A 23,264-nucleotide genomic window follows, 5' to 3' on the forward strand; every position below is an offset into this window, starting at 1 on the left:
CGTTCACCGCGCCTCGTCCAGCACGCACGTCACCGTGCAGACGACGCCGCGCGGCAGGAAGTCGACGGTCGCCTCGCCGCCGAGCTGGTCGCGCGCGCTGCGCTCGATCAGGCGCGATCCGAAACCGCGCTGCACCGGCTCCGTCACCGGCGGTCCGCCGATCTCGCTCCAGATCAGCCGCAGCCGGGGCTTCGGCGTGTCGGCGATGACCTCCCATTCCAGCGTGACCCGGCCGGTCTCGTTCGACAGCGCGCCGTATTTCGCGGCGTTGGTGGCGATCTCGTGCACGATCATCGACAGCACCACGGCGAGCCGCGGCGACAGCGGCACGGTGGGGCCGGCCATGCGGATGCGATCGGGATTGCTCAGCAGGAACGGCTGGAGCACGCGCGCGATCACGTCCCTCAGCTCCGAGCCCGCCCATTTCTCCTGGCTCAGGAGATTATGCGCCTCGGCGAGCGCACCGAGCCGTCCCTCGAACTTGGTCCGCTCGTCCCGGCTTGAACTTCGGAAGGTCTGCACTGCGATCGCCTGCATCAAGGCCAGCGTGTTCTTGACGCGATGGTTGAGCTCCTCGATCAGCAGATTGTGCAGCATCTCGCCGCGCGCGATCGTGGTCGCCATCCGCACCGCGAAGGTCAGGCCGGTCAGCAGCAGGATGCCGCCGATCAGGCTGGTGATCGCGATGTCGCGCCAGAGCGGGGCGATCAGCGATCTCTCGGCGACACCGGCCACGACCGTCCAGCCGGTCAGCCGCGATCTCGTATAGGCGGAGGACAGCGCGACGCCGTCGAGCGAAACGGTGGAGAGGGTCGCCTCCGGCGTCCGGGCCATCGCATCGTTCAGTGCGCCGGAGGCCTGCTTGCCGAACGTCTCGGCCGGATTGGGCGCGCGCGCGAACACGCGACCCTTGGTGTCCAGCAGCGACACCGTCCACTGATCGTTCGGCCGCTGCTGCTCGACCAGTTTCTGGAATGTCGCGATCGGCGGGCTGAAGGAGAGCGCGTAGACGACCTCATCGTTGCGCAGCACGGGAACCTCGACGGTCACGATCGGCCGGTTCTTGGTCGAGCCGGTGAACAGGTCGGAATATTGCGGTGACTTGCTCGCAAATACCCGCTCGACGATCTCGCGATTGTTGCGGGGTGGCAGGTTTGTCGTTTCACTCGTGACGGTCGAGAACAGCTGGTGCCCGCTCCCGTCCGCCACCAGCAGGACGCTGTCCTCGCCATATTGGCTGATGAACCCGGTTGCCAGCCGGCGGAAGTCGTCGAAGTCGCCGCTTTGCAGGGCGTTGCTGAGCGCCAGCACCTGCAAGCCGCCGGTCATCCGCTGCACTTCGGAATCGAGCACGAGGCGCATGCTTCGCACCGTCTCCAGCACGCGTCGTGTCGCGTCGCTGCGGTCCTGGCGATAGTTGGAATAGGCAATACCGACCGCAAAGACGATCAGCGGCAACATCGTTCCCGTGACCAGAAGAGCGAGCCGGACCGGCAGAGTGAGCTTTGACAAACGCGGGCGTCCCGGTTCCAGCGCAGCGGCGCCGGATTATGATTTTGGGGAGACCATACGGGTGAGACTTCCACCGCGCCACGATTTTCGCGTCCGGCGAGCACGTCAGGGAGAGATTTTGCAGCGCGGTCGCGGGCGTCAAGTCGCGCACCGAGGCTGAAAGCGGCATGAAGACCGTCAGGTCTGCACGTCCAACTGAGGAGGATGACGCAGTTCTGATTTTGTGGGCCGTGCCCGCCGTTCTGGTGCTCGGCGGCGGAATTTATCTGGTCGGCCATATGCACTACAACGACGGGCCCTCGCGATCGATCGCGAGGGCCCGTTCTTGTTGAGACGCAGCTCAGAGATTGCTCTCGGTGATCGCCGCATAGACCATGCTGCGCAGTTCGCGCCGGAGGGGATAGGCGCTCGACGGCAGCACCTGCGTCATGAAGATGGTGATCAGCTCTTCGGCCGGGTCGATCCAGAACGAGGTCGTGGCCGCACCGCCCCAATTATATTCGCCCGGGCTGCCGGCGATCAGCGTCTCCGCCGGCCGCATGGTCACGGCGAAGCCGAGGCCGAAGCCGATGCCGTTATAGGTGGCTTCCGAAAACAGCGAGCGCGACACCTCCGGCAGCGCGCGGCCGCCTGGAATGTGGTTGCTCGTCATCAGCGCCAGCGTCTTCGGCCCGAGCAGGCGGACGCCGCCCAGCTCGCCGCCATTGAGCAGCGCGCGGCAGAAGGTGAGATAGTCGGCGACCGTCGAGCATAGTCCGCCGCCGCCCGAGATGAACGAGGGCGGCGACAGGAACGAGCTCTTGGTCGGGTCGTCCTGGAGCGTCAGGCCCTCGCGGCGCTGGCCGGCATGGAAGGTCATGCCGCCACCCGGGTCGGCGGAGTAGCAGGCGGCGAAGCGATGCGCCTTGGCGGCCGGCACGTGAAAATCAGTGTCGGTCATGCCGAGCGGATCGAGGATGCGCGTTTTAAGGAACTGCTCGAAGGGAATCCCGGAGATTTTTCCGACGAGATAGCCGAGCACGTCGGTCGCCACCGAGTAGTTCCAGGATTCGCCCGGCGAGAACTCCAGCGGAATTTTTGCCAGCGCCTCGATCATGCTCTGCAGCGTGCCTGACTTCTCGACCTCGCCGATCTTTTCGGTGCGATAGGCGGCATCGACGTTGGAACGCTGCTGGAAGCCGTAGGTGAGACCGGCGGTGTGCCGCAGCAGGTCGACGATCAGCATCGGCCGGGACGGCGGCCGGGTCAGGAAGGCCGGCGCGGTGCCGGCGACGAACACGCCGAGATCCTTCCATTCCGGAATGTATTTGGCGACGGGCTCGTCGATCGCCACGAGGCCTTGCTCGACCAGCATCATGAAGGCGACGCTGGTGAGCGGCTTGGTCATGGAATAGATGCGGTAAATGGTGTCGTCCTTGACCGGCGCCTTGCGCTCGACGTCGGCAAAGCCCTGCACCGAGCTGTGGGCGACCTTGCCGCGGCGATAGACCAGCAGGTGCGTGCCCGGGAAGCGGCCGGCATCGATGTAGCGGCTCTTCAGATGCGCATCGACGCGGTCGAGCGCGGCCTTGGACATGCCCACGGATTCGGGCGAGGCGGGGGTAGGGGCGAGCATCAGTTCCTCCGGGGCGTTTTGTCGGAAAGTTGATAGCGAAATGCCGGCCCCATTCCAAGCCGGTTGCGCTTAACGCGGCCGGGCCTGCTGGTGTAGGCTGCACTGTGGAACGCCTCCAAGGAGCCCATCCGGGCCAACGAGAAAATTCAGGGCAAACGCACCATGACCCAGTTCAACGAGACCGAACTCACCGAAGCCGTCGTCAAGAGCTTCGACAATACGCCTGATGCGCGGGCAAAATTCCTGCTCCAGGAATTGGTGAAGTCGCTGCACGATTACGTGAGCAAGACCGGTCTCACCTTCGAGGAATGGGAATACGCCATCGATTTCCTGACCCGCACCGGCCACAAATGCACCGACACAAGGCAGGAATTCATCCTGCTCTCCGACGTGCTCGGGGTCTCCATGCTGGTCGACGCCGTCAACCACAGGGATCGCGAGGGCGCCACCCAGACCACGGTGCTCGGCCCGTTCTATGTCGGCGAGCACAAGGTCACCGCGCACGGCACCGACATCTCGCCGAACAATCAGACCGGCGAACGGATGTTCGTGCAGAGCCGCGTCACCGACCTCAAGGGCAAGCCGCTTGCGGGCGTTCCCGTCGACGTCTGGCATGCCGACGATGACGGCTTCTACGATTCACAAAAACCGAACTACGACGAGGTCGGTGCCTCGGCGCGGGCGCGCTTCATCACCGACGCCGACGGCCGCTTCTTCTTCCGCACCATTTTGCCGTGCAGCTATCCGATCCCGACCGATGGCCCTGTCGGCGAGATGATCACGCAGACCAAGCGCCATCCGATGCGCCCCGCTCATGTGCACTTCCTCGTCAATGCGAAAGGCTATGAGCCGCTGATCACCCACGTCTTCATGGACGGCGACAAATATCTCGATTCCGACGTGGTGTTCGGCGTCAAGGACGACCTCGTCGCCAAGGTCGAGCCGCGCAACGACCCTGAGATGCCCGACGGCGCCAAGGCAAACGGGCAGTGGCACCTGATGACCTACGAATTCCACCTCAAGCCCGGCGGCGGCATGGCGCCGAAGCCGCTGGGGGTGAAGGCTGCGGAGCCGGCGTGAGGAATTCTCGCTAGAGCGCGCTTCTAGACCGCTCGGTAGTCAGGGCGCGTGCGACGTCCGCTGTGCTTCTGGTAGCTGCGCAACAGCGGACCTCACTGGATGTCCGAGTTGGGCCAACAACAAACATACTGCGAACATAAAGAAGACGCGAGGCGAGCCGGCCTTAACGCCCCCGGAGCGTCCCGATCAAGCAGGACGGATACCGCCTGTTCGTGCAGCGCGTGGGTTCACATGCCACTCCCTCCGCCACCGCCGCCGCCACCACCAGCTTGTCTGGACGCTTCGAGATTTCTGTCTAAACGACTGGGTTCATTAGGCGCGTAACCGAAAGCTCCCGGATAGCCCTTCTTCGATCCCATTGTTTGTAGCTCATGCAGCGGAGCGTAGCCGGGGACGCCCGGGTGATGTCTCTTAGAGATCTTATGCTGCAGACCAAGTGCTTTGCCTGGTACACCCTGCGCAAGCGCGGCTGGTGCGGCGGCGATGAGAGCGGCGGCACAAAGTGCGATGATCGTTGTCTTCACTTTTCGGTCCTCCCTCCTTGAAACAAAAGAGCCCGCGTAGCGGATTCAACGCCGTCACGACGGCATAGTCGAGCGCAAAAACGTCTAGCCGCAATCAACCTTTAAACCCGGCTAATCGCGCGATGTTTGGGCTATTTGGCCGATGTCGCATATGGGTCACCAGCGGCAATGCTCTGGCGAACGATAATGGTTCCACTTGGCCGCTAGAAGTGGACGTCTGCGCCCTATCGCCCGTGCAGCAGCGCCAGCAGCACGACGACTGCGCAAGCAAGCGCTGCCGTGGTCAGCTTCCAGAACATCAGCGGGCTGCGCTCCAAGAGCGGCGTGATCCGTGTGTCGAGATAGGCCGGATTGGGCGTGCGAAGCTCGAAGACGAATTCGGACAGATCCTCGTGCCGCTTGTAGGGATCCGGATGGAGCGCGCGCCTGAGCGCGCCGTCGACCCAGGCCGGCACGTTGCGATCGTCGCCGGCCGGGCGATATTGAAGTCTCCGCACGTCTGCCTTGCGCCGGATCCTGGCGATCTGGGTGCCATAGGGAAGCGTTCCCGTCAGCATCTGGTAGCAGATCACGGCCAGCGAAAACATGTCGGAGCGCGGCGAGCCGCCTTGCCCCAGAAAGTACTCCGGCGCCGTGTACTGGACCGTTCCCAGGATGTCGTCGGCCTCGTCTCGCGGCGCGGCTTCCGCGACGCCCGCGACCCTGACCGACCCGAAGTCGATGATCTTCGCGGTGCCCGTCTTGTCGATCAGGATGTTATCGGGCCTGAGGTCCTGATGCAGCATTTCCATGCGGTGGAAGGCGCGCAGCCCCGCGGCGATCTGCTCGACCAGCCCACGGACGGTTTCGAGATCGGGGCGCGGATTGTCGGTCATCCACTGCTTCAGCGTCTGCCCTTCGACGAATTCGGTCGCGACGTAGAGATAACTGCGCCGTCTCGACTGTGACAGCGGCTTCAGCACGTGCGGGCTGTCGATCCGGCGCGCGATCCACTCCTCCATCAGGAAGCGCTTGAGATAGGCGGCGTTGTCGCGCAGATCAATCGACGGCAGCTTGAGCGCGACCGGCGCCTCGGTCTCCACATCGACGGCGAGATAGATATGACTGCGGCTGCTGCCGTGGATTTCCCGGATGATCCTGTAGCCGTCGAAGATCGCGCGCGGCTCCGGCAGCGGCGGAAGCGGCAACTGTGACGTCTGATTGAAGATGCCGGCCGGCTCGCGCTGCGGCACCGCGTCGATGCGCAGGATCTGGACGGTGATGTTGTCGTCGCTGCCGCGCCGGTAGGCTTCCTCGACGATCGCCTTTGCCGCCCCGTCGAGCTCGGCTGCGTGCTCGCCGAGTGCGCTGGTGATGAAGCGCTGGTCGACGAATTCATAGGCACCGTCGGTCGCCAGGATAAAGGTATCGCCGGCCTCGATCTCGAAAGCCTGGTAGTCGATCTCGATCTGCGGATTGATGCCGAGCGCGCGGCCGAGATAGGTCTGCTCCGACGACACGATGATACGGTGATCGTCGGTCAGCTGCTCGAGCGCCTTGCCGGCGACGCGGTAGACGCGACAGTCGCCGACGTGGAAGATGTGCGCCGTGGTCGCCTTGATGACCATGGCGGTCAGGGTGCAGACATAGCCCTTGTCGCGGTCATAGGCATATTGGCTCTTGCGCGTCTGCGCGTGCAGCCAGGAATTGGTCGCGTCCAGCACGCGGCGGGCGGAGGTCTTCACCGTCCAGGATTCCGACGTGCAGTAATAGTCCATCAGGAAGCTCTTGACCGCCGACTCGCTGGCGATCTGGCTCACCGTGCTGCTCGAGATGCCGTCGGCGAGAACGGCCGCGATGCCCTTCAGGCTGAGCAGAGGCTCTTCCGGAATCAGGACGCCGTGAAAATCCTGATTGACGGGCTTGCGCCCCTTGTCGGAGTGCTGGCCGACAGAGATCAGGAGTCCGCGGGTCATCGTCATCACCAGGCGAAGGGAGCCTCACCCTGGTCGGGCGAGGCTCCTCTGTCGAGACGTATCAGGCCGCAACGCGGGTCGGCGCAGCCTTGCCGGCCTGGCGCTTCGGCTTGGTCATGACGTGGGTGGCATAGAGGGTCATGCCGGTGAAGGCGAGGCCGCCGACGAGGTTGCCGAGCACGGTCGGGATCTCGTTCCAGATCAGATAATCCATGATCGAGAATTTGGCATGGAGCATCAGGCCCGACGGGAACAGGAACATGTTCACGACGGAATGTTCGAACACCATGTAGAAGAACAGCATGATGGGCATCCACATCGCGATGACCTTGCCGGGGACCGAGGTCGAGATCATGGCGCCGACGACGCCGGTCGAGACCATCCAGTTGCACAGCATGCCGCGCATGAACAGCGTCGCCATGCCGGCCGCGCCGTGCGCGGCATAGCCGAGCGTTCGGCCTTCGCCGATGTTTCCAATCGCCGCTCCGACCTTGTCGGGGTCTTGCGTGAAGCCGAACGTCGTCACGAAGGCCATCATGAAGGCGACGGTGAAGGCGCCGGCGAAGTTGCCGACGAAGACGAGGCCCCAGTTGCGCAGCACGCCGCCAAGCGTGACGCCGGGACGCTTGTCGATCAGGGCGAGCGGCGAGAGCACGAACACGCCGGTGAGCAGATCGAAGCCGAGCAGGTACAGCATGATGAAGCCGACGGGAAACAGTATCGCGCCGATCAGCGGCTGGCCGGTGTTCACGTTGATGGTGATGGCGAACCATGCGCCGAGTGCGAGGATGGCGCCGGCCATGAAGGCGCGGATGGCAGTATCCCGGGTGGACATGAAGATCTTGGACTCGCCCGCATCCACCATCTTGGTGACGAATTCCGAAGGCGCGAGATACGACATCAATGGTTCCTTTTGCTTCGTAAGTGAGATCGACACGCCCGAGAGAGCGCAGCTGAACATCATTGGCCGTGCGGACAGCTCTGCCGCGCACGAGGGCTATGGAAGGTCTGGAAGCCTTGGGAATCGCGTCACGAGGACTGAGCCGGGAGGGCCGCGAAGCAGTTGAGCTTCCGGGATGCAGCCGCCAGAGGCTGCAACAATGCGGCAAGCCGCAGTCTTCGTTGACGTCGGTGAAGAAGCAAGTTGCGTGCCGTGTGGGTGTGTTGGAAAAGGCTAGCGATATCAATCAGATGCCGCACGCGTTCAGCTGACTTTTGCGGACGCGCGGCCTTTTGCTTGGGCGGCTGCATAAGATTTGTGCGGCGCACAAGGAATGAGCAATCCGCAAAATCCGCGTGCGCAGCAGGCCTGCGACAGTCTGGCGCGGCGTCAATAACCCATTCATTTTTCGACATTTTTCGGAGTGGCGGGCTTGGCATGAAGCTTGAATCATTCAAGCCGACGCCATTGAAGCCGTCCCGCGAGACTTCTCATCCGATTTGCCGACGCCACCAGACGGGGGTCTCCCCCGCCATGCGTTCGCATGCGCCTGTTTCTGGCGTCACGGACGGACGGGCCACTCGCGCGCACTGACGCCATCAATTCTGCAACGATGCAAAGGACGACACTGCCTATGACCAAGCGCACCCGCCAGCCCTCGGGCCTGAGCCGCCGTCAATTGTTGAAGGCCGCCGGCAGCACCGCCGCTCTTCTCGCCGCCGCCAAGCTGAATTTCCCCGCCGGCGCCTTCGCGCAGGACGCAGGCCCCGAGGTCAAGGGCGCCAAGCTCGGCTTCATCGCGTTGAGCGATGCCGGTCCGCTCTTCGTCGCCAAGGACAAGGGCCTGTTCGCCAAATTCGGCGTGCCCGACACCGACGTGCAGAAGCAGGCCTCATGGGGCACCACGCGCGACAATCTCGTGCTCGGCTCGGAGGGGAACGGCATCGACGGCGCGCACATCCTGACCCCGATGCCGTATCTGATTTCCGCCGGCAAGGTGACGCAGAACAACCAGCCGACCCCGATGTACATCCTGGCGCGGCTCAATCTCGATGCGCAGTGCATCTCGGTCGCCAAGGAATATGCCGACCTCAAGGTCGGTGCCGACGCGTCGGTGCTGAAGGCGGCGTTCGAGAAGAAGAAGGCCGATGGCAAGTCGGCCAAGGTCGCGATGACCTTCCCGGGCGGCACGCATGACCTCTGGGTCCGCTATTGGCTCGCCGCCGGCGGCATCGATCCCGACAAGGACGTCGAGACCATCACCGTGCCGCCGCCGCAGATGGTGGCGAACATGAAGGTCGGCACCATGGACGCGTTCTGCGTCGGCGAGCCCTGGCCCGGGCAGCTCGTGCATCAGGGCATCGGCTACACCGCCGTCAACACCGGCGAGATCTGGAGCAAGCATCCCGAAAAGTCGCTCGGCATGCGCGCGGCCTGGGTCGACAAGAACCCGAAGGCTGCCAAGGCAATCCTGATGGCCGTGATGGAGGCGCAGCAATGGGCCGACAAGATGGAGAACAAGGAAGAGCTCGCGACCATCATGGCGAAACGGCAGTGGATCAACTGCCCGGTCGAGGACATCGCCGATCGCGCCAAGGGCAAGTTCGACTACGGCAATGCCGGCAAGGTGGTCGAGAACTCACCGCATATCATGAAGTACTGGCGCGACTTCGCCTCCTATCCGTTCCAGAGCCATGATCTCTGGTTCATGACCGAGGACATCCGGTGGGGCAAATATGAAGCTTCCTTCGACAGCAAGGCCCTGATCGGCAAGGTCAACCGCGAAGACATGTGGCGCGATGCGGCCAAGACCCTCGGTGTCGCAGCCTCGGAGATTCCAGCCTCCACCTCGCGCGGCAAGGAGACCTTCTTCGACGGCAAGGTGTTCGATCCCGAAAATCCGGCTGCCTATCTGAAATCGCTCGCGATCAAGCGCGTCGAAGTCTGATGGAACCCGCGGCCGCCGTCAGGCGGCCGCGTCGTCCTTTGAAGCCGGAGAGGGATTTTCAATGAACATGCCTGCCACGAAGATTGAGGTTGAGACTGCGACGCCTGCGGGTGCTTCCGCGCCGGTCGTCGCGATGACGCTCAAGCGTCCGCCGCGCAGAGAGGCCTACGCGCGTATGGCGAGGGAGACCGCCGTGCGCGTGATTCCGCCGCTGGTCGTGATCGCGCTGCTGACGCTGGTGTGGGAGCTGGTGTGCCGCCGCGCCGGCTCGGCGCTGCCGCCGCCGTCAAAGGTGTTCAAGGACACCAAGGAACTGATCTTCGATCCGTTCTTCGATCATGGTGGCATCGACAAGGGCCTGTTCTGGCATCTCTCTGCAAGCCTTCAGCGCGTCGCGCTCGGCTATTCGTTGTCGGCGATCGCCGGCATCGCGCTCGGCGTGCTGGTCGGGCAGTCGGTCTGGGCGATGCGCGGGCTCGATCCGCTGTTCCAGGTGCTGCGCACCATCCCGCCGCTGGCCTGGCTGCCGCTGTCGCTCGCTGCGTTCCGCGACGGCCAGCCATCGGCGATCTTCGTCATCTTCATCACCTCGATCTGGCCGATCATCATCAACACCGCGGTCGGTATCCGCAACATCCCGCAGGACTACCGCAACGTCGCCGCGGTGGTACAGCTCAATCCGCTCGAGTTCTTCGGCAAGATCATGATCCCGGCGGCGGCGCCCTACATTTTCACGGGCCTTCGCATCGGCATCGGCCTGTCCTGGCTCGCCATCATCGCAGCCGAAATGCTGATCGGCGGCGTCGGCATCGGTTTCTTCATCTGGGACGCCTGGAATTCCTCGCATATCAGCGAGATCATCCTTGCGCTGTTCTATGTCGGCATCGTCGGCTTCGTGCTCGATCGCCTGATCGCGGGTCTCGGCAAGATCGTCACCCGCGGCACGGCGCAGAACTGAGGGAGAAGGGCACATGACCGCCTATCTGAAGCTCGACCATATCGACAAGGTCTTTACCCGCGGTGCCGCCAGCACGGAGGTGCTGAAGGACATCAATCTCACGATCGAGAAGGGCGAATACGTCTCGATCATCGGCCATTCCGGCTGCGGCAAGTCGACCCTGCTCAACATCATCGCAGGCCTGACCGGCGCCACCACCGGCGGCGTGCTGCTCGAGAACCGCGAGGTCAACTCGCCGGGGCCCGATCGCGCGGTGGTGTTCCAGAACCACAGCCTGCTGCCGTGGCTGACCGTCTACGAGAACGTCAAGCTCGGCGTCGACAAGGTCTTTGCCAGGACCAAGTCCCGCGCCGAACGCGACGCCTGGGTCATGCATAATCTCAACCTGGTGCAGATGGCCCACGCCAGGGACAAGCGTCCTTCGGAAGTCTCCGGCGGCATGAAGCAGCGCGTGGGCATCGCCCGTGCGCTGGCGATGGAACCGAAGGTGCTGCTGCTCGACGAGCCGTTCGGCGCGCTCGACGCGCTGACCCGCGCGCATCTGCAGGACTCGGTGATGGCGCTGCATCAGAAGCTCGGCAACACCATCCTGATGATCACCCACGACGTCGACGAGGCGGTGCTGCTATCCGATCGCATCGTCATGATGACGAACGGGCCGAGCGCGCGCATCGGCGAGGTGCTGGAGGTGCCGCTCGCACGTCCCCGCAAGCGGCTCGATCTTGCGACCAACTCCACCTATTTGAAGTGCCGCCACCGCGTGCTCGAGTTCCTCTACGAGCGTCATCGATTCGTCGAGGCCGCGTAAACCAAGGTTTAACGTGGATGATAAACGCGCCTAAATAATCGACACCTCGCTCAATCCTTGTGCGCCGCACAAGGATTGAGCGAATCGCAAAATTTGCGAGCGAAATACACCTGGAAGAATTTCGGGCAATGCGAACAAGCCCCTGAATTCCCTGTATTTCCCGAACGCGCGCAATTGGCACGGAAATTGAAATACCTTTTCCGACGCCAACGACGACGTCCCTCAACATCATCAATCAGCATCGTGAACTCGCCACCGGGGCATGGCCTCGGCGCGCGCCTCCGCGTGGAGGCTGAGCCTGCAACGACGCAGCGGTGAGCCTAGAAGGGATTATCAATGACGACGAATCCGACTCGAAATCCGACGTGGATTTCTGATTGGCGCCCCGAAGACGAGGCGTTCTGGAATGCGGGCGGCAAAGTGATCGCCCGGCGTAACCTGATCTGGTCGATCGTGGCCGAGCATATCGGCTTCTCGGTGTGGCTGATCTGGAGCATCGTCACCACCAAGCTGCCGCAGGCGGGCTTCCACTACACCACCGACCAGCTGTTCCAGCTCGTCGCGGTGCCCGGGCTGATCGGCGCATTGATGCGCTTCCCCTATACGTTCGCGGTCACGACCTTCGGCGGCCGCAACTGGACCATTTTCAGCGCGGCTGTCCTGTTCATCCCGACGCTGTCGCTCGCCTATTTCGTCGGCCAGCCCGACACCCCGTTCTGGCTGATGCTGCTGATCGCATCGACCGCGGGTCTCGGTGGCGGCAATTTCGCCTCCAGCATGACCAACATCTCCTTCTTCTTCCCTGACCGGATGAAGGGATGGGCGCTGGGGCTGAACGCGGCCGGCGGCAATATCGGCGTCTCCAGCGTGCAGCTCTTGACCCCGATCCTGATGACGCTCGCGGTCATCAACCTGTTCCAGGCGTCCCCCGTCGACGGCATCTTCCTCCAGAACGCCGGCCTGATGTGGGTGCTGCCGATCGCGATCGCGGTGTTCGGCGCGGTGTTCTTCATGAACAACCTGACCACGGCCAAGTCGTCGATCAAGAACCAGCTTGCGGTGGTCAAGCGCAAGCACACCTGGATCATGGCGTATCTCTATATCGGAACATTCGGATCCTTCATCGGCTACTCGGCGGCGTTCCCGCTGCTGATCAAGACGCAGTTTCCGGCGATCTCGATCTCGATCGCGTTCCTCGGGCCGCTGGTCGGTTCGCTGTCGCGACCGCTCGGCGGCTTGCTCGCCGACAAGATCGGCGGCTCCATCCTCACCTTCTGGAATTTCATCGCGATGGCGGGCGCCACCGTCGGCGTGCTCTACTTCGTCGGGCACAAGGACTTCACCGGCTTCCTTGCGATGTTCCTGATCCTGTTCGTGACGACGGGCATCGGCAACGGCTCGACCTACCGCATGATCCCCTCGATCTTCCGCGAGCAGAACCTGTTCAGGGTGCGTGGCAAGGGCGATGCGGCGCGCGCGGCGGCGTTGAAGACCGCGAGCATCGAGAGCGGTGCGGCGGTCGGCTTCATCGGCGCGATCGGCGCGGTCGGCGGCTATCTGATCCCGACCGGTTTCGGCAAGTCGATCGCCATGACCGGTGGTCCCTCGCTCGCGCTCGCGATCTACCTCGCTTTCTACGCCTCCTGCCTCGGACTGACCTGGTGGTTCTACCTGCGTCGCAGCCCGCAGGGTGAGGGCGCGTCAAGCCTCGCGGAAGCGCGAGTCTGAGTTTGGCACGAATGTCGCTTCTCCCCGTACGCGGGGAGAAGACTCTCTGATGACGTTTGACCCATGAACCTTGTTCGCAACGGCGCGGACAAAGGCAGACCGAAACAGACAGGAGAACATCATGACTTCAGAACAGATTGCCCTCGTCCAGCAGAGCTTTTCCAAGGTCGCGCCGATTTCAGAGGCGGCCGCGGTGCTGTTCTACGATCGCCTGTTCGAGGTGGCGCCGTCCGTGCGCGCGATGTTTCCCGAGGACATGACCGAGCAGCGCAAGAAGCTGATGGGCATGCTCGCGGCCGTCGTCGGCGGCCTGTCGAAGCTCGAGACGATTCTTCCCGCGGCCTCGGCGCTCGCCAAGCGTCACGTCGCCTATGGCGCCAAGGCCGAGCACTATCCGGTGGTCGGCGCGACCTTGCTCTGGACCCTCGAGAAGGGCCTCGGCGAGGCCTGGACGCCCGAACTCGCCACGGCCTGGACCGACGCTTACGGCGTCCTGTCCGGCTACATGATTTCCGAGGCCTATGGCGCACAGGCGCAGGCCGCCGAATAGGAGATGCCTTGTGAGTGAACCGCTGGTCATCGTCGGTAACGGTATGGCGGCCGCGCGTCTGGTCGACGAGCTCGCCAAGACCTCGCTCGGCCGCTACGCGGTCGCGGTGATCGGCGAAGAGCCGCGGCTCGCTTACAATCGCGTGCTGCTCTCCTCCGTGCTGGCCGGCGAGACCGGCTCGCACGAGATCGAGCTGAGGCCGGCGGACTGGTGGCGCCATCGCGGCGTCACCGTGCGCTACGGCTATCGCGTCACCGAGATCGACACCGGCCGCCGTGAGCTCAAGATCGAAGGTGAAGAGAGCGTCGAATATTCCAAGCTCGTGCTCGCCACCGGCTCGACGCCGCTGCGGCTCAACGTGCCGGGCGCCGATCTCACCGGGGTGCACACCTTTCGCGATACGCGCGACGTCGATCTGCTGCTGACGCTCGCTGCGGCGAAGAAGCGTGTCGTCGTGGTCGGCGGTGGCCTGCTCGGACTCGAAGCGGCCTATGGCCTTGCGAAAGCCGGCGCGCCGGTGACGCTGCTGCACCTGATGGACCGGCTGATGGAGCGCCAGCTCGATCTGCCGGCGGCCGACCTGCTGAAGACGCTGGTCGAGCGCAAGGGCATCCGCATCCTGCTTAACGCCTCCACCGCCCGCATTCACGGCGAGGGCCATGTCGAAGCCGTCGAGCTCGCCGACGGCACGCGCATCGAGGCGGATGCCGTGATCTTCGCCGCCGGCATCAGGCCGAATGTGGCGCTTGCCAAAGAGGCGGGCATCGCGGTCAACCGTGGCATCGTCGTCAACGACGAGATGCAGACGGCCTCGCCCGACATCTACGCGCTCGGCGAATGTGCCGAGCATCGCGGCACCTGCTACGGCCTGGTCGAGCCCGCTTACGAGCAGGCGCGCGTGCTGGCGCGGCATCTCGCCGGCCGTCCCGCCGCCTATCAGGGCAGCGTGGTCTCGACCAATCTGAAGGTCTCCGGCGTCAGCGTCTTCTCCGCCGGCGACTTCATGGGTGGGGACGGCAGCGAGAGCCTGGTGCTGTCAGACCGCAGGCGCGGCACCTACAAGAAGCTCGTCATCGCCGACGGCCGGCTCACCGGCGCGGTGCTGATCGGCGATACCGTCGATGCGCTCTGGTATCTCGAGCTGATCCGCAATCGCGACAAGGTGACGGCGATCCGCACCGACATGATGTTCGGCCGCGCGCTGGCGCGTCCTTCCAAGGCGGCTTGATAAGGCAGCTCGATATGACGGCGATCGATCCCACGCTCCGCGCCACCAAGACGACCTGTCCCTATTGCGGCGTCGGCTGCGGCGTGCTGGCGACGCCCGACGGCAACGGTGGCGCGGCGATCGCGGGCGACCCGGATCATCCCGCCAATTTCGGCCGGCTGTGCTCGAAGGGCTCCGCGCTCGGCGAGACCGTCGGGCTGGAGAGCCGGCTGCTCTATCCGATGATCCGCTGCAAGGGCGTGCTGGAGCGTGTCGCCTGGAGCGACGCGCTCGATCACGTCGCCCATCGCATGCAGCACATCGTGGCGCGCGACGGCGCCGATGCGGTCGCGTTCTATCTCTCGGGCCAGCTCCTGACCGAGGACTATTACGTCGCCAACAAGCTGATGAAGGGCTTTGTCGGCACGGCCAATGTCGACACCAATTCGCGGCTCTGCATGTCGTCCTCGGTCGCCGGCCATCGCCGCGCCTTCGGTGCGGACACCGTGCCCGGCTGCTACGAGGATCTCGACCAGGCTGACTTGCTCGTGTTCGTCGGCTCGAACGCGGCCTGGTGCCATCCCGTGCTGTTCCAGCGCATGCTGAAGAACCGGCAGGAACGCAGCGCGCGCATGATCGTGATCGATCCGCGCCGGACCGACACGGCCAGCGACGTCGACCTGTTCCTCGGCCTCAAGCCCGGCACCGACACCGCGCTGTTCTCCGGCCTGTTCGTCCATCTCGCCGACAATGGCGCGCTGGACCAGGATTACATCGCGCAGAACACGTCGGGCTTCGATGACGCGCTGACGCGCGCGCGCAACATCGCCGGCAGTGTCTCCGCGACCGCACTGGCGACGGGTCTGTCCGAACAGGACGTCGCCACCTTCTTCAAGATGTTCCGCGACACCGAGCGAGTCGTCACGCTCTATTCGCAGGGCGTCAACCAGTCGGCGCAGGGCACCGACAAGGTCAACGCGATCCTGAACTGCCATCTTGCCACGGGACGCATCGGCAAGCCGGGCGCCTCGCCGTTCTCGCTCACCGGCCAGCCCAACGCGATGGGCGGCCGCGAGGTCGGCGGCCTTGCCAACCAGCTCGCCGCGCATATGAACTTCACGCCGCCCGACATCGACCGTGTCAGGCGGTTCTGGAAGGCGCCGCGCATCGCCACCCATGAAGGGTTGAAGGCGGTGCAGCTGTTCGAGGCGATCAACCGCGGCGAGGTCAAGGCGCTCTGGGTGATGGGCACCAACCCGGCGGTGTCATTGCCGGACGCGGACGTCGTACGTGAAGCGCTGAAGAAGCTCGAGCTGTTCGTGGTGTCCGAGAACGTGCTCTCCAACGACACCGTCGAGGCCGGCCCGCATGTGCTGCTGCCGGCGCTGGCCTGGGGCGAGAAGTCGGGCACGGTGACCAACTCCGAACGCCGCATCTCGCGCCAGCGCTCGTTCCTGCCGGCGCCGGGCGAGGCGCGGCCGGACTGGTGGATTCTGAGCGAGACCGCAAAGCGGCTCGGCTTCGGCGACAGCTTCAACTACAAATCCGCCGCTGATATTTTCCGCGAGCACGCGGCGCTTTCGGCGTTCGAGAACGATGGCAGCCGCGATTTCGACATCGGCGCGCTGACCGCGCTCTCGGACGAGGCCTTCGACGCCTTGAAGCCGGTGCAATGGCCGGCGCGCGAAGGCGAGGCGGCCGGCGAGCGCTTCTTCGCGAACGGCGGCTTCTTCACCAATGACGGCAAAGGCCGCTTCGTCGCGCCGGAGGTGCCGTCGCTGCGCGGCGAAACCGGCCCGTCGCGCCCGCTGCGGCTCAACACCGGACGTATCCGCGACCAGTGGCACACCATGACGCGCACGGGGCTCAGCCAGCGTCTCGGCGCGCATCTGCCGGAGCCGTTCGTCGAGATCCACCCGGATGATGCCAGCAAACACGGCATCGCGCATGACGGCTACGCCCGCATCACCACCGATTACGGCCAGTGCATCCTGAAGGTCGTCGTCAGCGACCGTCAGCAGCGCGGCACGCTGTTCGCGCCGATCCACTGGAGTGCGATGAGCGCCTCGCACGGCCGCGTCGGGGCGCTCGTGCAGTCCTTCACCGATCCGTTCTCGGGCCAGCCGGAGTCGAAAGCCACGCCGGCGGCGATCTCGCCTTATGAATACGTCTTCCGCGGCTTTGCGCTGTCGCGCAAGCAGCTCGATCTGCCGCCGAACCTGATGTGGACCCGTGTCACGGTTTCGGGCGGCTTCGGCTATCTCTTCGCCGACAATGCGGATCTGTCGCGCTGGCCGGCCTGGCTCGACGGTGTCGCCGGCGAGGATGTCGCCGACTATCGCGACTTCGGCGGCGGCGTTTATCGCGCGGCCTCGTTCGCGGGCGACCGCATCGAGACCTGCCTATTCGTCGGCCCCGCGCATGATGCCGGCGACTGGGAGGTGGTGAAGAGCCTGTTCGTGGCCGATCACGTCACCGACGAGCAGCGCCGCATGCTGCTGTCAGGCAAATCGACGGAGGGCGCGGCCTCGACCGGCCCCATCGTCTGCGCCTGCTTCGGCGTCGGCCGCGGCACCATCTGCGACACCATCGCGAGCGGCGCGCGCACGGCGGCCGAGATCGGCGCCAAGCTCAAGGCCGGCACCAATTGCGGGTCATGTATCCCCGAGCTGAAGCAGTTGATCGCGACGACGGAAGTGGCGCCGGCGAAGCAGGCGAAGGTCGCGGCGGCTGCGGGGTAGGGGATCTCTCCAGACTGGGAGACTGTCTCGTGCCCCGGACGCTGCGCAGCACGAAGTGATGCGCTGCAGAGCCGGGGCCCATCTCACAGCAGAGTGTTTGGCCTTTCTGGGTCCCGGCTCTGCGCAGCAGCGTTTCACGCTGCAGCGCGTCCGGGACACGAGAGTGACGTGGACGCAGCCATGTCCTTCGCCCAATCGACGCGCCAACGATTGTGCCCTATGTTGCCGCGATCCCCCTCCACATGCACAAAAACAACAATGATGTACCTGGAAACGCCGCCGCGCCTGATCGAAACCAAGATCTTCTCCGCCATGCCCGACCATTTCCGCCGCAAGGGCGTGCGGACCGATTGGGCCGATGCCAACCGGCCGGGTGTGCCGACCGATAGTTTCATCGAAGGGCCGTCGTTCGACAAAGACGGCAACCTCCATATCGTCGACATTCCCTTCGGCCGCATCTTCCGCATCGCGCCTGATGGCGCGTGGTCGCTCGTGATCGAATATGAGGGCTGGCCGAACGGATTGAAGATCGCGGCCGACGGCCGCATCCTCGTGGCCGACTACATGCACGGCATCATGGAACTCGACGCCGGGGCAGGGCGCATCAGGCCCATCCTGACCGCGCGCAATTCGGAATTGTTCCGTGGCTGCAACGATCTGCATCTCGCCTCCAACGGCGACATCTTGTTCACCGATCAGGGCCAGACCGGCCTGCACGACGCAAGCGGCCGTGTCTATCGCCTGACGCCGAGCGGCCGGCTCGATTGCCTGCTCGACACCGGCATCAGCCCGAACGGCCTGGTGCTCGACCCCAGCGAAACGGTGCTGTTCGTCGCCATGACCCGCGACAATGCGGTGTGGCGGTTGCCGTTCATGAAGGACGGCAGCGTGTCGAAGGTCGGCCGCTTCTGCTCGCTGTTCGGCACCAGCGGTCCTGATGGCATGACCATGGACGCGGCCGGTCGCCTGTTCGTCGGCCACGCTTCGCTCGGCCACGTCTTCGTGTTCGCGCCGAACGGAGAGCTGATCGCGCGGATCAAGTCGTGCGCGGGTCCGAGCTGCACCAATGTCGCCATCGGTGGCGCCAAGAAAGATCGGCTCTATATCACGGAGTCAGGGACCGGCAGCGTGCTGGTTGCGGATATCAGCGGACTGTGAGCTTTGACATGAACACAAAACCCTTCGGCAAGACCGGCGCGAACGTCTCCGTCATCGGGCAGGGCACCTGGTATCTCGACCATGGCGACCGCAAGCGCGCGATCGCGGCGCTTCAGCGCGGGCTCGATCTCGGCATGACCCACATCGACACCGCCGAGATGTACGGCGATGCCGAGCTCGTCATCGCCGATGCGATCGCAGGCCGCCGCGATGAAGTGTTCCTGGTTTCAAAGGTGCTGCCGAGCAACGCCTCGCGCGGCGGCACCATCACGGCGTGCGAACGCTCGCTGAAGCGGCTGAAGACCGATCGTCTCGACTGCTATCTGCTGCACTGGCGCGGTTCCTATCCGCTCGAAGACACGGTTGCCGCGTTCGAAGAGTTGGTGAAGGCCGGCAAGATCAAATCCTGGGGCGTCTCCAATTTCGACGCCGACGATCTCGACGAAATTCTCGACGTCTCCGGCGAAGGCCGCATCGCGTGCAATCAAGTGCTCTATCATCTCAAGGAGCGCGCGATCGAGCATGCGGTGATCCCGTGGTGCGAGAAGCGTGGCGTCGCTGTCGTCGCATACTCTCCGTTCGGCCACGACGATTTTCCCGCAAGCAACAGCAAGGGAGGCGCGGTGCTGGCACGTATCGCGGAGGCGCGTCGTATGACACCGCGGCAGGTCGCGCTGAGCTTCCTTACCCGTGCGACTACGGTGTTCGCGATCCCGAAGGCCTCGTCCGCGGAACATGCCGGCGAGAATGCGGCGGCCGGCGATCTCGTGCTGACGAAAGAGGAGATTTCGGCGCTCGATGCGGCGTTTCCGCGCGGTCCGAAGCCGCGCAGCCTACCCATGTTGTAGTGCACAAACGCCTATTATTAATGGAGTATTGACGCGCGGGGTCGTCAGCGCATATCGGCATCCTGTTTTCGGAAGTTGTGAAAGCGGCGCATTTGTCGTTTTTTACGATCGTTCCCGAATCGTCGTTTTCCCAGGTTCCAGCCGTGACACCGCCGCCCGCCGTAGCCGCAAGGCTCGACAGTATTCCCATGCCCGTGCCGGAGAAGAAGCAGGAGGTTCGCCGCGCGCCTGCGCGCGTCGATCATCCCTTCAAGGGCATCGCGCTGGTGCTGTTGTCGACGGTATTCCTCGGTTGTTCCGACGTCACCGCAAAGTATCTGTCGACGAGCCTGCCGTCGATCGAGATCACCTGGATCCGTTTCGTCACATTCGCGCTGATGTTCACGCCGGTGATGCTGCCGGGCTCGCCGCTGCATGCGATGCGCACCGATCGCCTCGGCCTGCAATTGATGCGCGGCGTCGCGCTGCTCGGCTCCTCGCTGTTCTTCATCACCGGTCTCCGTTTCCTCCCCATCGCGGAAGCCTCGGCCACCGGCTTCGTCTCGCCGCTGTTCGTCACCGCGCTGTCGATCATCTTCCTGAGCGAGACGGTCGGCATGCGCCGCTGGATCGCGACCGCGATCGGTCTCATCGGCGTGATGATCATCCTGCGTCCGGGCTCCAATGCGTTCCACGCCGCCGCGTTCTTCCCGATCATCTCGGCATTCTGCTGGGCTGCTGCGCTGATCCTGACGCGTATGATGAGCGGGCGCGAAGCCGTCCTCACCACCATGGCCTATTCGGCGCTCACGGGCGTTGCGATCCTCAGCCTGATGGTGCCGTTCGTCTGGGTGACGCCGAGCTGGACCGCGATCGGGCTCGGCATCGTGATCGGCGTCGCGTCCACCGTGGGCCAGTGGATCATCGTGCTGGCCTATCGCTACGGCGATGCCTCGGTGCTGGCGCCGTTCTCGTACACGCAGTTGCTGTGGGTCAGCATTCTGGGCTTCTTCCTGTTCGGCGAAGTGCCTGACGTCTGGACCGTCACTGGTGCTGCCTTCATCGTCGCCAGCGGTCTCTACATCGCCCATCGCGAGCGCATCCGCCGCGCCCAGCTGCTGGTGCTGGAAGAGCGTTCCCCGAACCCCTGACGCAAGTTCGCGCGTCCCGCTTCGTGCTATCAACGGCTCCAACAACACGGGAGGAGCCGGATGCGCGCTGCGATTTTCAGGAACGGTGAGATTGTCGTCGACCGGATGGCCGAGCCAAAGCCAGGTAACGGTCAGGTGCTGGTCAGGACGCTTGCCTGCGGCATCTGCGGCTCCGACCTTCATGCCCGCCAGCATGCCCCCCGCATGGTGGAGATGGCGAAGAAGACCGGCCGCAAGCCGATGGACCTCGCCCGCGACGTCGTGTTCGGCCATGAGTTCTGCTGTGAGATCGTCGATTACGGTCCCGGAACCGCGCGCAAGCTCAAGCCCGGCACCCGCGTCTGTTCGCTCCCAGCGCTCGTGACGCCGCAAGGCATCGAGGGCATCGGCTATTCCAACGACAATATCGGCGGCTATGCCGAGGCGATGCTGCTCAGCGAGCCCCTGCTGCTTGAGGTGCCCAACGGTCTCGCGTCCGAACATGCGGCGCTGACCGAGCCGCTCGCCGTCGGTGTCCACGCCGTGGCGAAAGCCAACATCCGGGGCGGCGAGGTACCGCTCGTGATCGGCTGCGGCCCGGTCGGGCTCGCGGTGATCGCAGCGCTGAGGATCAAGGGCCTGCATCCGATCGTCGCCGCCGACTATTCGCCGGCGCGGCGTGCACTGGCCGCAAAGCTGGGGGCCGATATCGTCGTCGATCCCAGGGTGACGCAGCCCTACGCGACCTGGGCCGAGCACGCGCAGATGTCGGAGGCCGAGAAGGCGGCGCGCCCGCCGTTGCAGGCCATGCTGCCGGCACTGAAGCCCGCAATCATCTTCGAATGTGTCGGCGTGCCCGGCCTGTTGCAACAGGTGTTCGAGGGCGCCCCGCGTGATGCGCGCATCGTGGTGGTCGGCGTCTGCATGGAGACCGACAGGAGCGAACCCATGCTCGGCATCATGAAGGAGCTCAATGTCCAATATGTGCTCGGCTACACGCCGGATGAGTTCGCAGCGTCACTGCGCCTGATCGCAGAAGGGCAGGTGGATGCGGCCGCGATGGTCACCGCCGAGGTCGGCCTCGACGGCGTCGCAAAGGCGTTCGCTGATCTCGCCAATCCTGAGGCGCACACCAAGATCATCGTGCAGCCGTGGAAATAGGGAACGGCTGAAGCACGCCGCCATCGGGTTTCGCGGCGACGTCGGCATCGCTCATCTGGGCGATCACGGCCCGGCGGTCGACGATCGCCTGATGGAATTGCGCCAGCACGAGACCGAAGGCGGTGAGGTCGCCGTCTTCGATGGCGCCGTCCTCGTGACAGGCCAGCGTCTCGCGCAGTATGTCGTCGGCTGCGCTCTGCATGGCGGCGAGATCGTCGAGCGACGTCGCCTCCCGCACGCTGGAGATCGCCGTCAGCAACCTGTCGCGATGCAGCGCGTTCTCGCTGCGCTCCTCGCGCCGTAGATAGTGCCGCAGCCACGCGGCCACCGAGCCGAAGCCCGAGAGCAGCAGCACTGCGCCCCAGATGTAGTCGCTGTACTTGTCCATGAAGCTGCGCTCGTTGCCGTCGATAAAGGCGGCAGCTCCTGGATGGGCCGGCAGCGCGGCGTCCTTGTCGGTGTCAGGCTTCTGGATGTGACTGGCGCCGGGTAAGTCCTTCACGAGCGACTGACGGACCGTAAACAGCTCGCGGGTGAAGGCAGCGACCGTGTCCTCGGACAGTGAAGCGGGCGCGACGATCAGATGATTGACGGCGATGGTGTCGATCTTGTCGTCCGGCCGCTGCGGCGTCGTGGAAAATGCGCTCGCGGGAATTTCCTCGGATTCGTAGAGCGGGTGCCGCTCGGCGATGGCGTCGGAGACGTCGACGGACAGGAACTTGGGCTCGCCGCGCAGGCGTGCGGTGGTGGCGATCGTGCTTGCGATCGCCTTGTCGCCGAGTGCGCCCACCATCATGAAGGCGTCGAGCGTTGAGTCCTGGGCCATCTCGGAGATGCGGTCGATACTGAACTGTGCGATCGTGACCTTCTGCGGGTTGACGCCTGACTCGGCGAGGATGACACGAAGCAGATTGAGATTGGCATCGCCAAGGCCGACGACACCGATGCGGCGCCCCGTGAGGGGGGCGATCTCCATGATCTTCGGCCTGGCGGCGCCCTTGCGCGCCGCTGGCGCCCACAACACCACGAAATTCCGCCGCAGGATCGCCACCGAATTGGTGTCGGCCGGCATGGCGAAGTCGCCGCGAGCCACCGCGAGGTCGGCCTTGCCGGCGCCGAGCAGATTGAGGCTTTGCAGTGTGCCGTCGGTCTCGATCGGCACGAGCCGCACCGCGCCACCCCTGGCGTCGAACGCCTTCGCCACCGCCGCAATCAGCGCCTGGTCGTCACTGCCGGCCGGCCCGACCGCGATGCGTAGCGTCGCCGGCTGCCAGAGCCAATAGGCGAGGGCAAGAACGACGGTGAGCACCGAGAGCACGCTTTCGAGCGCGAGCCACGGGCCAAAGCGATTCCGGCGGCGAGACGACGCGTCTCTCCTCACGCTCAGATCGCTCGGCACGGGCATCTCGCTTTCCTCATCGG

General features: G+C 64.5%; 17 protein-coding genes. 12 read left to right on the plus strand and 5 right to left on the minus strand.

All coding sequences use genetic code 11. From position 1 onward, the window contains the following. Positions 1 to 3: 3 nt before the first annotated feature. Both AB7245_RS12190 and AB7245_RS12195 read right to left on the minus strand, forming a co-directional pair. Positions 4 to 1,461 carry a sensor histidine kinase gene (locus tag AB7245_RS12190; RefSeq protein WP_085404437.1) on the minus strand — a complete coding sequence of 486 codons (1,458 nt, stop codon included), beginning with the start codon at positions 1,459 to 1,461 and terminating at the stop codon, positions 4 to 6. A gap of 391 nt (positions 1,462 to 1,852) precedes the next feature. After that, positions 1,853 to 3,127 (minus strand): serine hydrolase domain-containing protein, encoded by a 1,275-nt coding sequence (locus tag AB7245_RS12195; protein ID WP_085404436.1) that lies wholly within the window; start codon positions 3,125 to 3,127, stop codon positions 1,853 to 1,855. A 162-nt stretch (positions 3,128 to 3,289) separates the two neighbouring features. Between AB7245_RS12195 and AB7245_RS12200 the strand changes: the two genes are divergently transcribed. After that, positions 3,290 to 4,207, plus strand: coding sequence for an intradiol ring-cleavage dioxygenase (locus AB7245_RS12200; protein WP_085404435.1), 918 nt, complete (start codon positions 3,290 to 3,292; stop codon positions 4,205 to 4,207). Positions 4,208 to 4,955: 748 nt separating this feature from the next. On the opposite strand, the gene AB7245_RS12205 is transcribed toward AB7245_RS12200, so the two are convergent. Both AB7245_RS12205 and AB7245_RS12210 read right to left on the minus strand, forming a co-directional pair. Continuing rightward, on the minus strand, positions 4,956 to 6,692 hold the full coding sequence (locus tag AB7245_RS12205) for a bifunctional protein-serine/threonine kinase/phosphatase (RefSeq protein ID WP_167768251.1): 1,737 nt from the start codon (positions 6,690 to 6,692) through the stop codon (positions 4,956 to 4,958). A gap of 55 nt (positions 6,693 to 6,747) precedes the next feature. Then, positions 6,748 to 7,587: a formate/nitrite transporter family protein gene (locus AB7245_RS12210; RefSeq protein WP_028146778.1), complete on the minus strand. Its 840-nt coding sequence runs from the start codon at positions 7,585 to 7,587 to the stop codon at positions 6,748 to 6,750. 673 nt (positions 7,588 to 8,260) lie between these two features. On the opposite strand from AB7245_RS12210, the gene AB7245_RS12215 reads away from it, so the two are divergent. The 11 genes from AB7245_RS12215 (at position 8,261) to AB7245_RS12265 (ending at position 21,842) form a co-directional block, all read left to right on the plus strand. Continuing rightward, positions 8,261 to 9,574 carry a CmpA/NrtA family ABC transporter substrate-binding protein gene (locus tag AB7245_RS12215; protein ID WP_085404433.1) on the plus strand — a complete coding sequence of 438 codons (1,314 nt, stop codon included), beginning with the start codon at positions 8,261 to 8,263 and terminating at the stop codon, positions 9,572 to 9,574. 61 nt (positions 9,575 to 9,635) lie between these two features. Further along, entirely contained in the window at positions 9,636 to 10,532 is an 897-nt protein-coding gene (ntrB, locus tag AB7245_RS12220) for a nitrate ABC transporter permease (protein ID WP_085404432.1), read from the plus strand. Positions 10,533 to 10,545: 13 nt separating this feature from the next. Further along, positions 10,546 to 11,340: an ABC transporter ATP-binding protein gene (locus AB7245_RS12225; RefSeq protein WP_085404431.1), complete on the plus strand. Its 795-nt coding sequence runs from the start codon at positions 10,546 to 10,548 to the stop codon at positions 11,338 to 11,340. 336 nt (positions 11,341 to 11,676) lie between these two features. Continuing rightward, on the plus strand, positions 11,677 to 13,068 hold the full coding sequence (locus AB7245_RS12230) for an MFS transporter (protein WP_085404430.1): 1,392 nt from the start codon (positions 11,677 to 11,679) through the stop codon (positions 13,066 to 13,068). Positions 13,069 to 13,189: 121 nt separating this feature from the next. Beyond that, positions 13,190 to 13,618 carry a globin family protein gene (locus AB7245_RS12235; protein ID WP_014497011.1) on the plus strand — a complete coding sequence of 143 codons (429 nt, stop codon included), beginning with the start codon at positions 13,190 to 13,192 and terminating at the stop codon, positions 13,616 to 13,618. 10 nt (positions 13,619 to 13,628) lie between these two features. Next, complete coding sequence (locus AB7245_RS12240; protein WP_167768250.1) at positions 13,629 to 14,846, plus strand: NAD(P)/FAD-dependent oxidoreductase; 1,218 nt, start codon at positions 13,629 to 13,631, stop codon at positions 14,844 to 14,846. 14 nt (positions 14,847 to 14,860) lie between these two features. Beyond that, positions 14,861 to 17,566 carry a nitrate reductase gene (locus AB7245_RS12245; RefSeq protein WP_085404428.1) on the plus strand — a complete coding sequence of 902 codons (2,706 nt, stop codon included), beginning with the start codon at positions 14,861 to 14,863 and terminating at the stop codon, positions 17,564 to 17,566. Between the two features lie 261 nt (positions 17,567 to 17,827). Further along, positions 17,828 to 18,724: an SMP-30/gluconolactonase/LRE family protein gene (locus tag AB7245_RS12250; protein WP_439035725.1), complete on the plus strand. Its 897-nt coding sequence runs from the start codon at positions 17,828 to 17,830 to the stop codon at positions 18,722 to 18,724. Between the two features lie 8 nt (positions 18,725 to 18,732). Further along, positions 18,733 to 19,572: an aldo/keto reductase gene (locus AB7245_RS12255; protein WP_085404426.1), complete on the plus strand. Its 840-nt coding sequence runs from the start codon at positions 18,733 to 18,735 to the stop codon at positions 19,570 to 19,572. Between the two features lie 188 nt (positions 19,573 to 19,760). After that, a complete protein-coding gene (locus AB7245_RS12260) occupies positions 19,761 to 20,702 on the plus strand; it encodes a DMT family transporter (protein ID WP_085404425.1) in 942 nt (313 codons plus the stop codon). Between the two features lie 60 nt (positions 20,703 to 20,762). After that, positions 20,763 to 21,842: a zinc-binding dehydrogenase gene (locus AB7245_RS12265; protein WP_085404424.1), complete on the plus strand. Its 1,080-nt coding sequence runs from the start codon at positions 20,763 to 20,765 to the stop codon at positions 21,840 to 21,842. Here the strand turns inward: AB7245_RS12265 and AB7245_RS12270 are convergent. Continuing rightward, positions 21,820 to 23,247 (minus strand): TAXI family TRAP transporter solute-binding subunit, encoded by a 1,428-nt coding sequence (locus AB7245_RS12270; protein ID WP_085404423.1) that lies wholly within the window; start codon positions 23,245 to 23,247, stop codon positions 21,820 to 21,822. The two genes, AB7245_RS12265 and AB7245_RS12270, sit on opposite strands and share 23 nt — an antisense overlap. Positions 23,248 to 23,264 lie beyond the last annotated feature (17 nt).

The sequence above is a fragment of the Bradyrhizobium sp. 604_D8_N2_3 genome, from assembly GCF_051810765.1.
Lineage (GTDB): Bacteria > Pseudomonadota > Alphaproteobacteria > Rhizobiales > Xanthobacteraceae > Bradyrhizobium > Bradyrhizobium barranii.

Excerpts from the sequence above, each read along its gene's own strand:
- AB7245_RS12245 (WP_085404428.1), top strand. The coding sequence starts at position 14,861 with ATGACGGCGATCGATCCCACGCTCCGCGCCACCAAGACGACCTGTCCC.
- AB7245_RS12250 (WP_439035725.1), top strand. The coding sequence starts at position 17,828 with ATGTACCTGGAAACGCCGCCGCGCCTGATCGAAACCAAGATCTTCTCC.
- AB7245_RS12265 (WP_085404424.1), top strand. The coding sequence starts at position 20,763 with ATGCGCGCTGCGATTTTCAGGAACGGTGAGATTGTCGTCGACCGGATG.
- AB7245_RS12260 (WP_085404425.1), top strand. The coding sequence starts at position 19,761 with ATGCCCGTGCCGGAGAAGAAGCAGGAGGTTCGCCGCGCGCCTGCGCGC.
- ntrB (WP_085404432.1), top strand. The coding sequence starts at position 9,636 with ATGAACATGCCTGCCACGAAGATTGAGGTTGAGACTGCGACGCCTGCG.
- AB7245_RS12225 (WP_085404431.1), top strand. The coding sequence starts at position 10,546 with ATGACCGCCTATCTGAAGCTCGACCATATCGACAAGGTCTTTACCCGC.
- AB7245_RS12230 (WP_085404430.1), top strand. The coding sequence starts at position 11,677 with ATGACGACGAATCCGACTCGAAATCCGACGTGGATTTCTGATTGGCGC.
- AB7245_RS12190 (WP_085404437.1), bottom strand. The coding sequence starts at position 1,461 with ATGTTGCCGCTGATCGTCTTTGCGGTCGGTATTGCCTATTCCAACTAT.
- AB7245_RS12205 (WP_167768251.1), bottom strand. The coding sequence starts at position 6,692 with ATGACGATGACCCGCGGACTCCTGATCTCTGTCGGCCAGCACTCCGAC.
- AB7245_RS12210 (WP_028146778.1), bottom strand. The coding sequence starts at position 7,587 with ATGTCGTATCTCGCGCCTTCGGAATTCGTCACCAAGATGGTGGATGCG.
- AB7245_RS12270 (WP_085404423.1), bottom strand. The coding sequence starts at position 23,247 with ATGCCCGTGCCGAGCGATCTGAGCGTGAGGAGAGACGCGTCGTCTCGC.
- AB7245_RS12200 (WP_085404435.1), top strand. The coding sequence starts at position 3,290 with ATGACCCAGTTCAACGAGACCGAACTCACCGAAGCCGTCGTCAAGAGC.
- AB7245_RS12255 (WP_085404426.1), top strand. The coding sequence starts at position 18,733 with ATGAACACAAAACCCTTCGGCAAGACCGGCGCGAACGTCTCCGTCATC.
- AB7245_RS12215 (WP_085404433.1), top strand. The coding sequence starts at position 8,261 with ATGACCAAGCGCACCCGCCAGCCCTCGGGCCTGAGCCGCCGTCAATTG.
- AB7245_RS12195 (WP_085404436.1), bottom strand. The coding sequence starts at position 3,127 with ATGCTCGCCCCTACCCCCGCCTCGCCCGAATCCGTGGGCATGTCCAAG.
- AB7245_RS12235 (WP_014497011.1), top strand. The coding sequence starts at position 13,190 with ATGACTTCAGAACAGATTGCCCTCGTCCAGCAGAGCTTTTCCAAGGTC.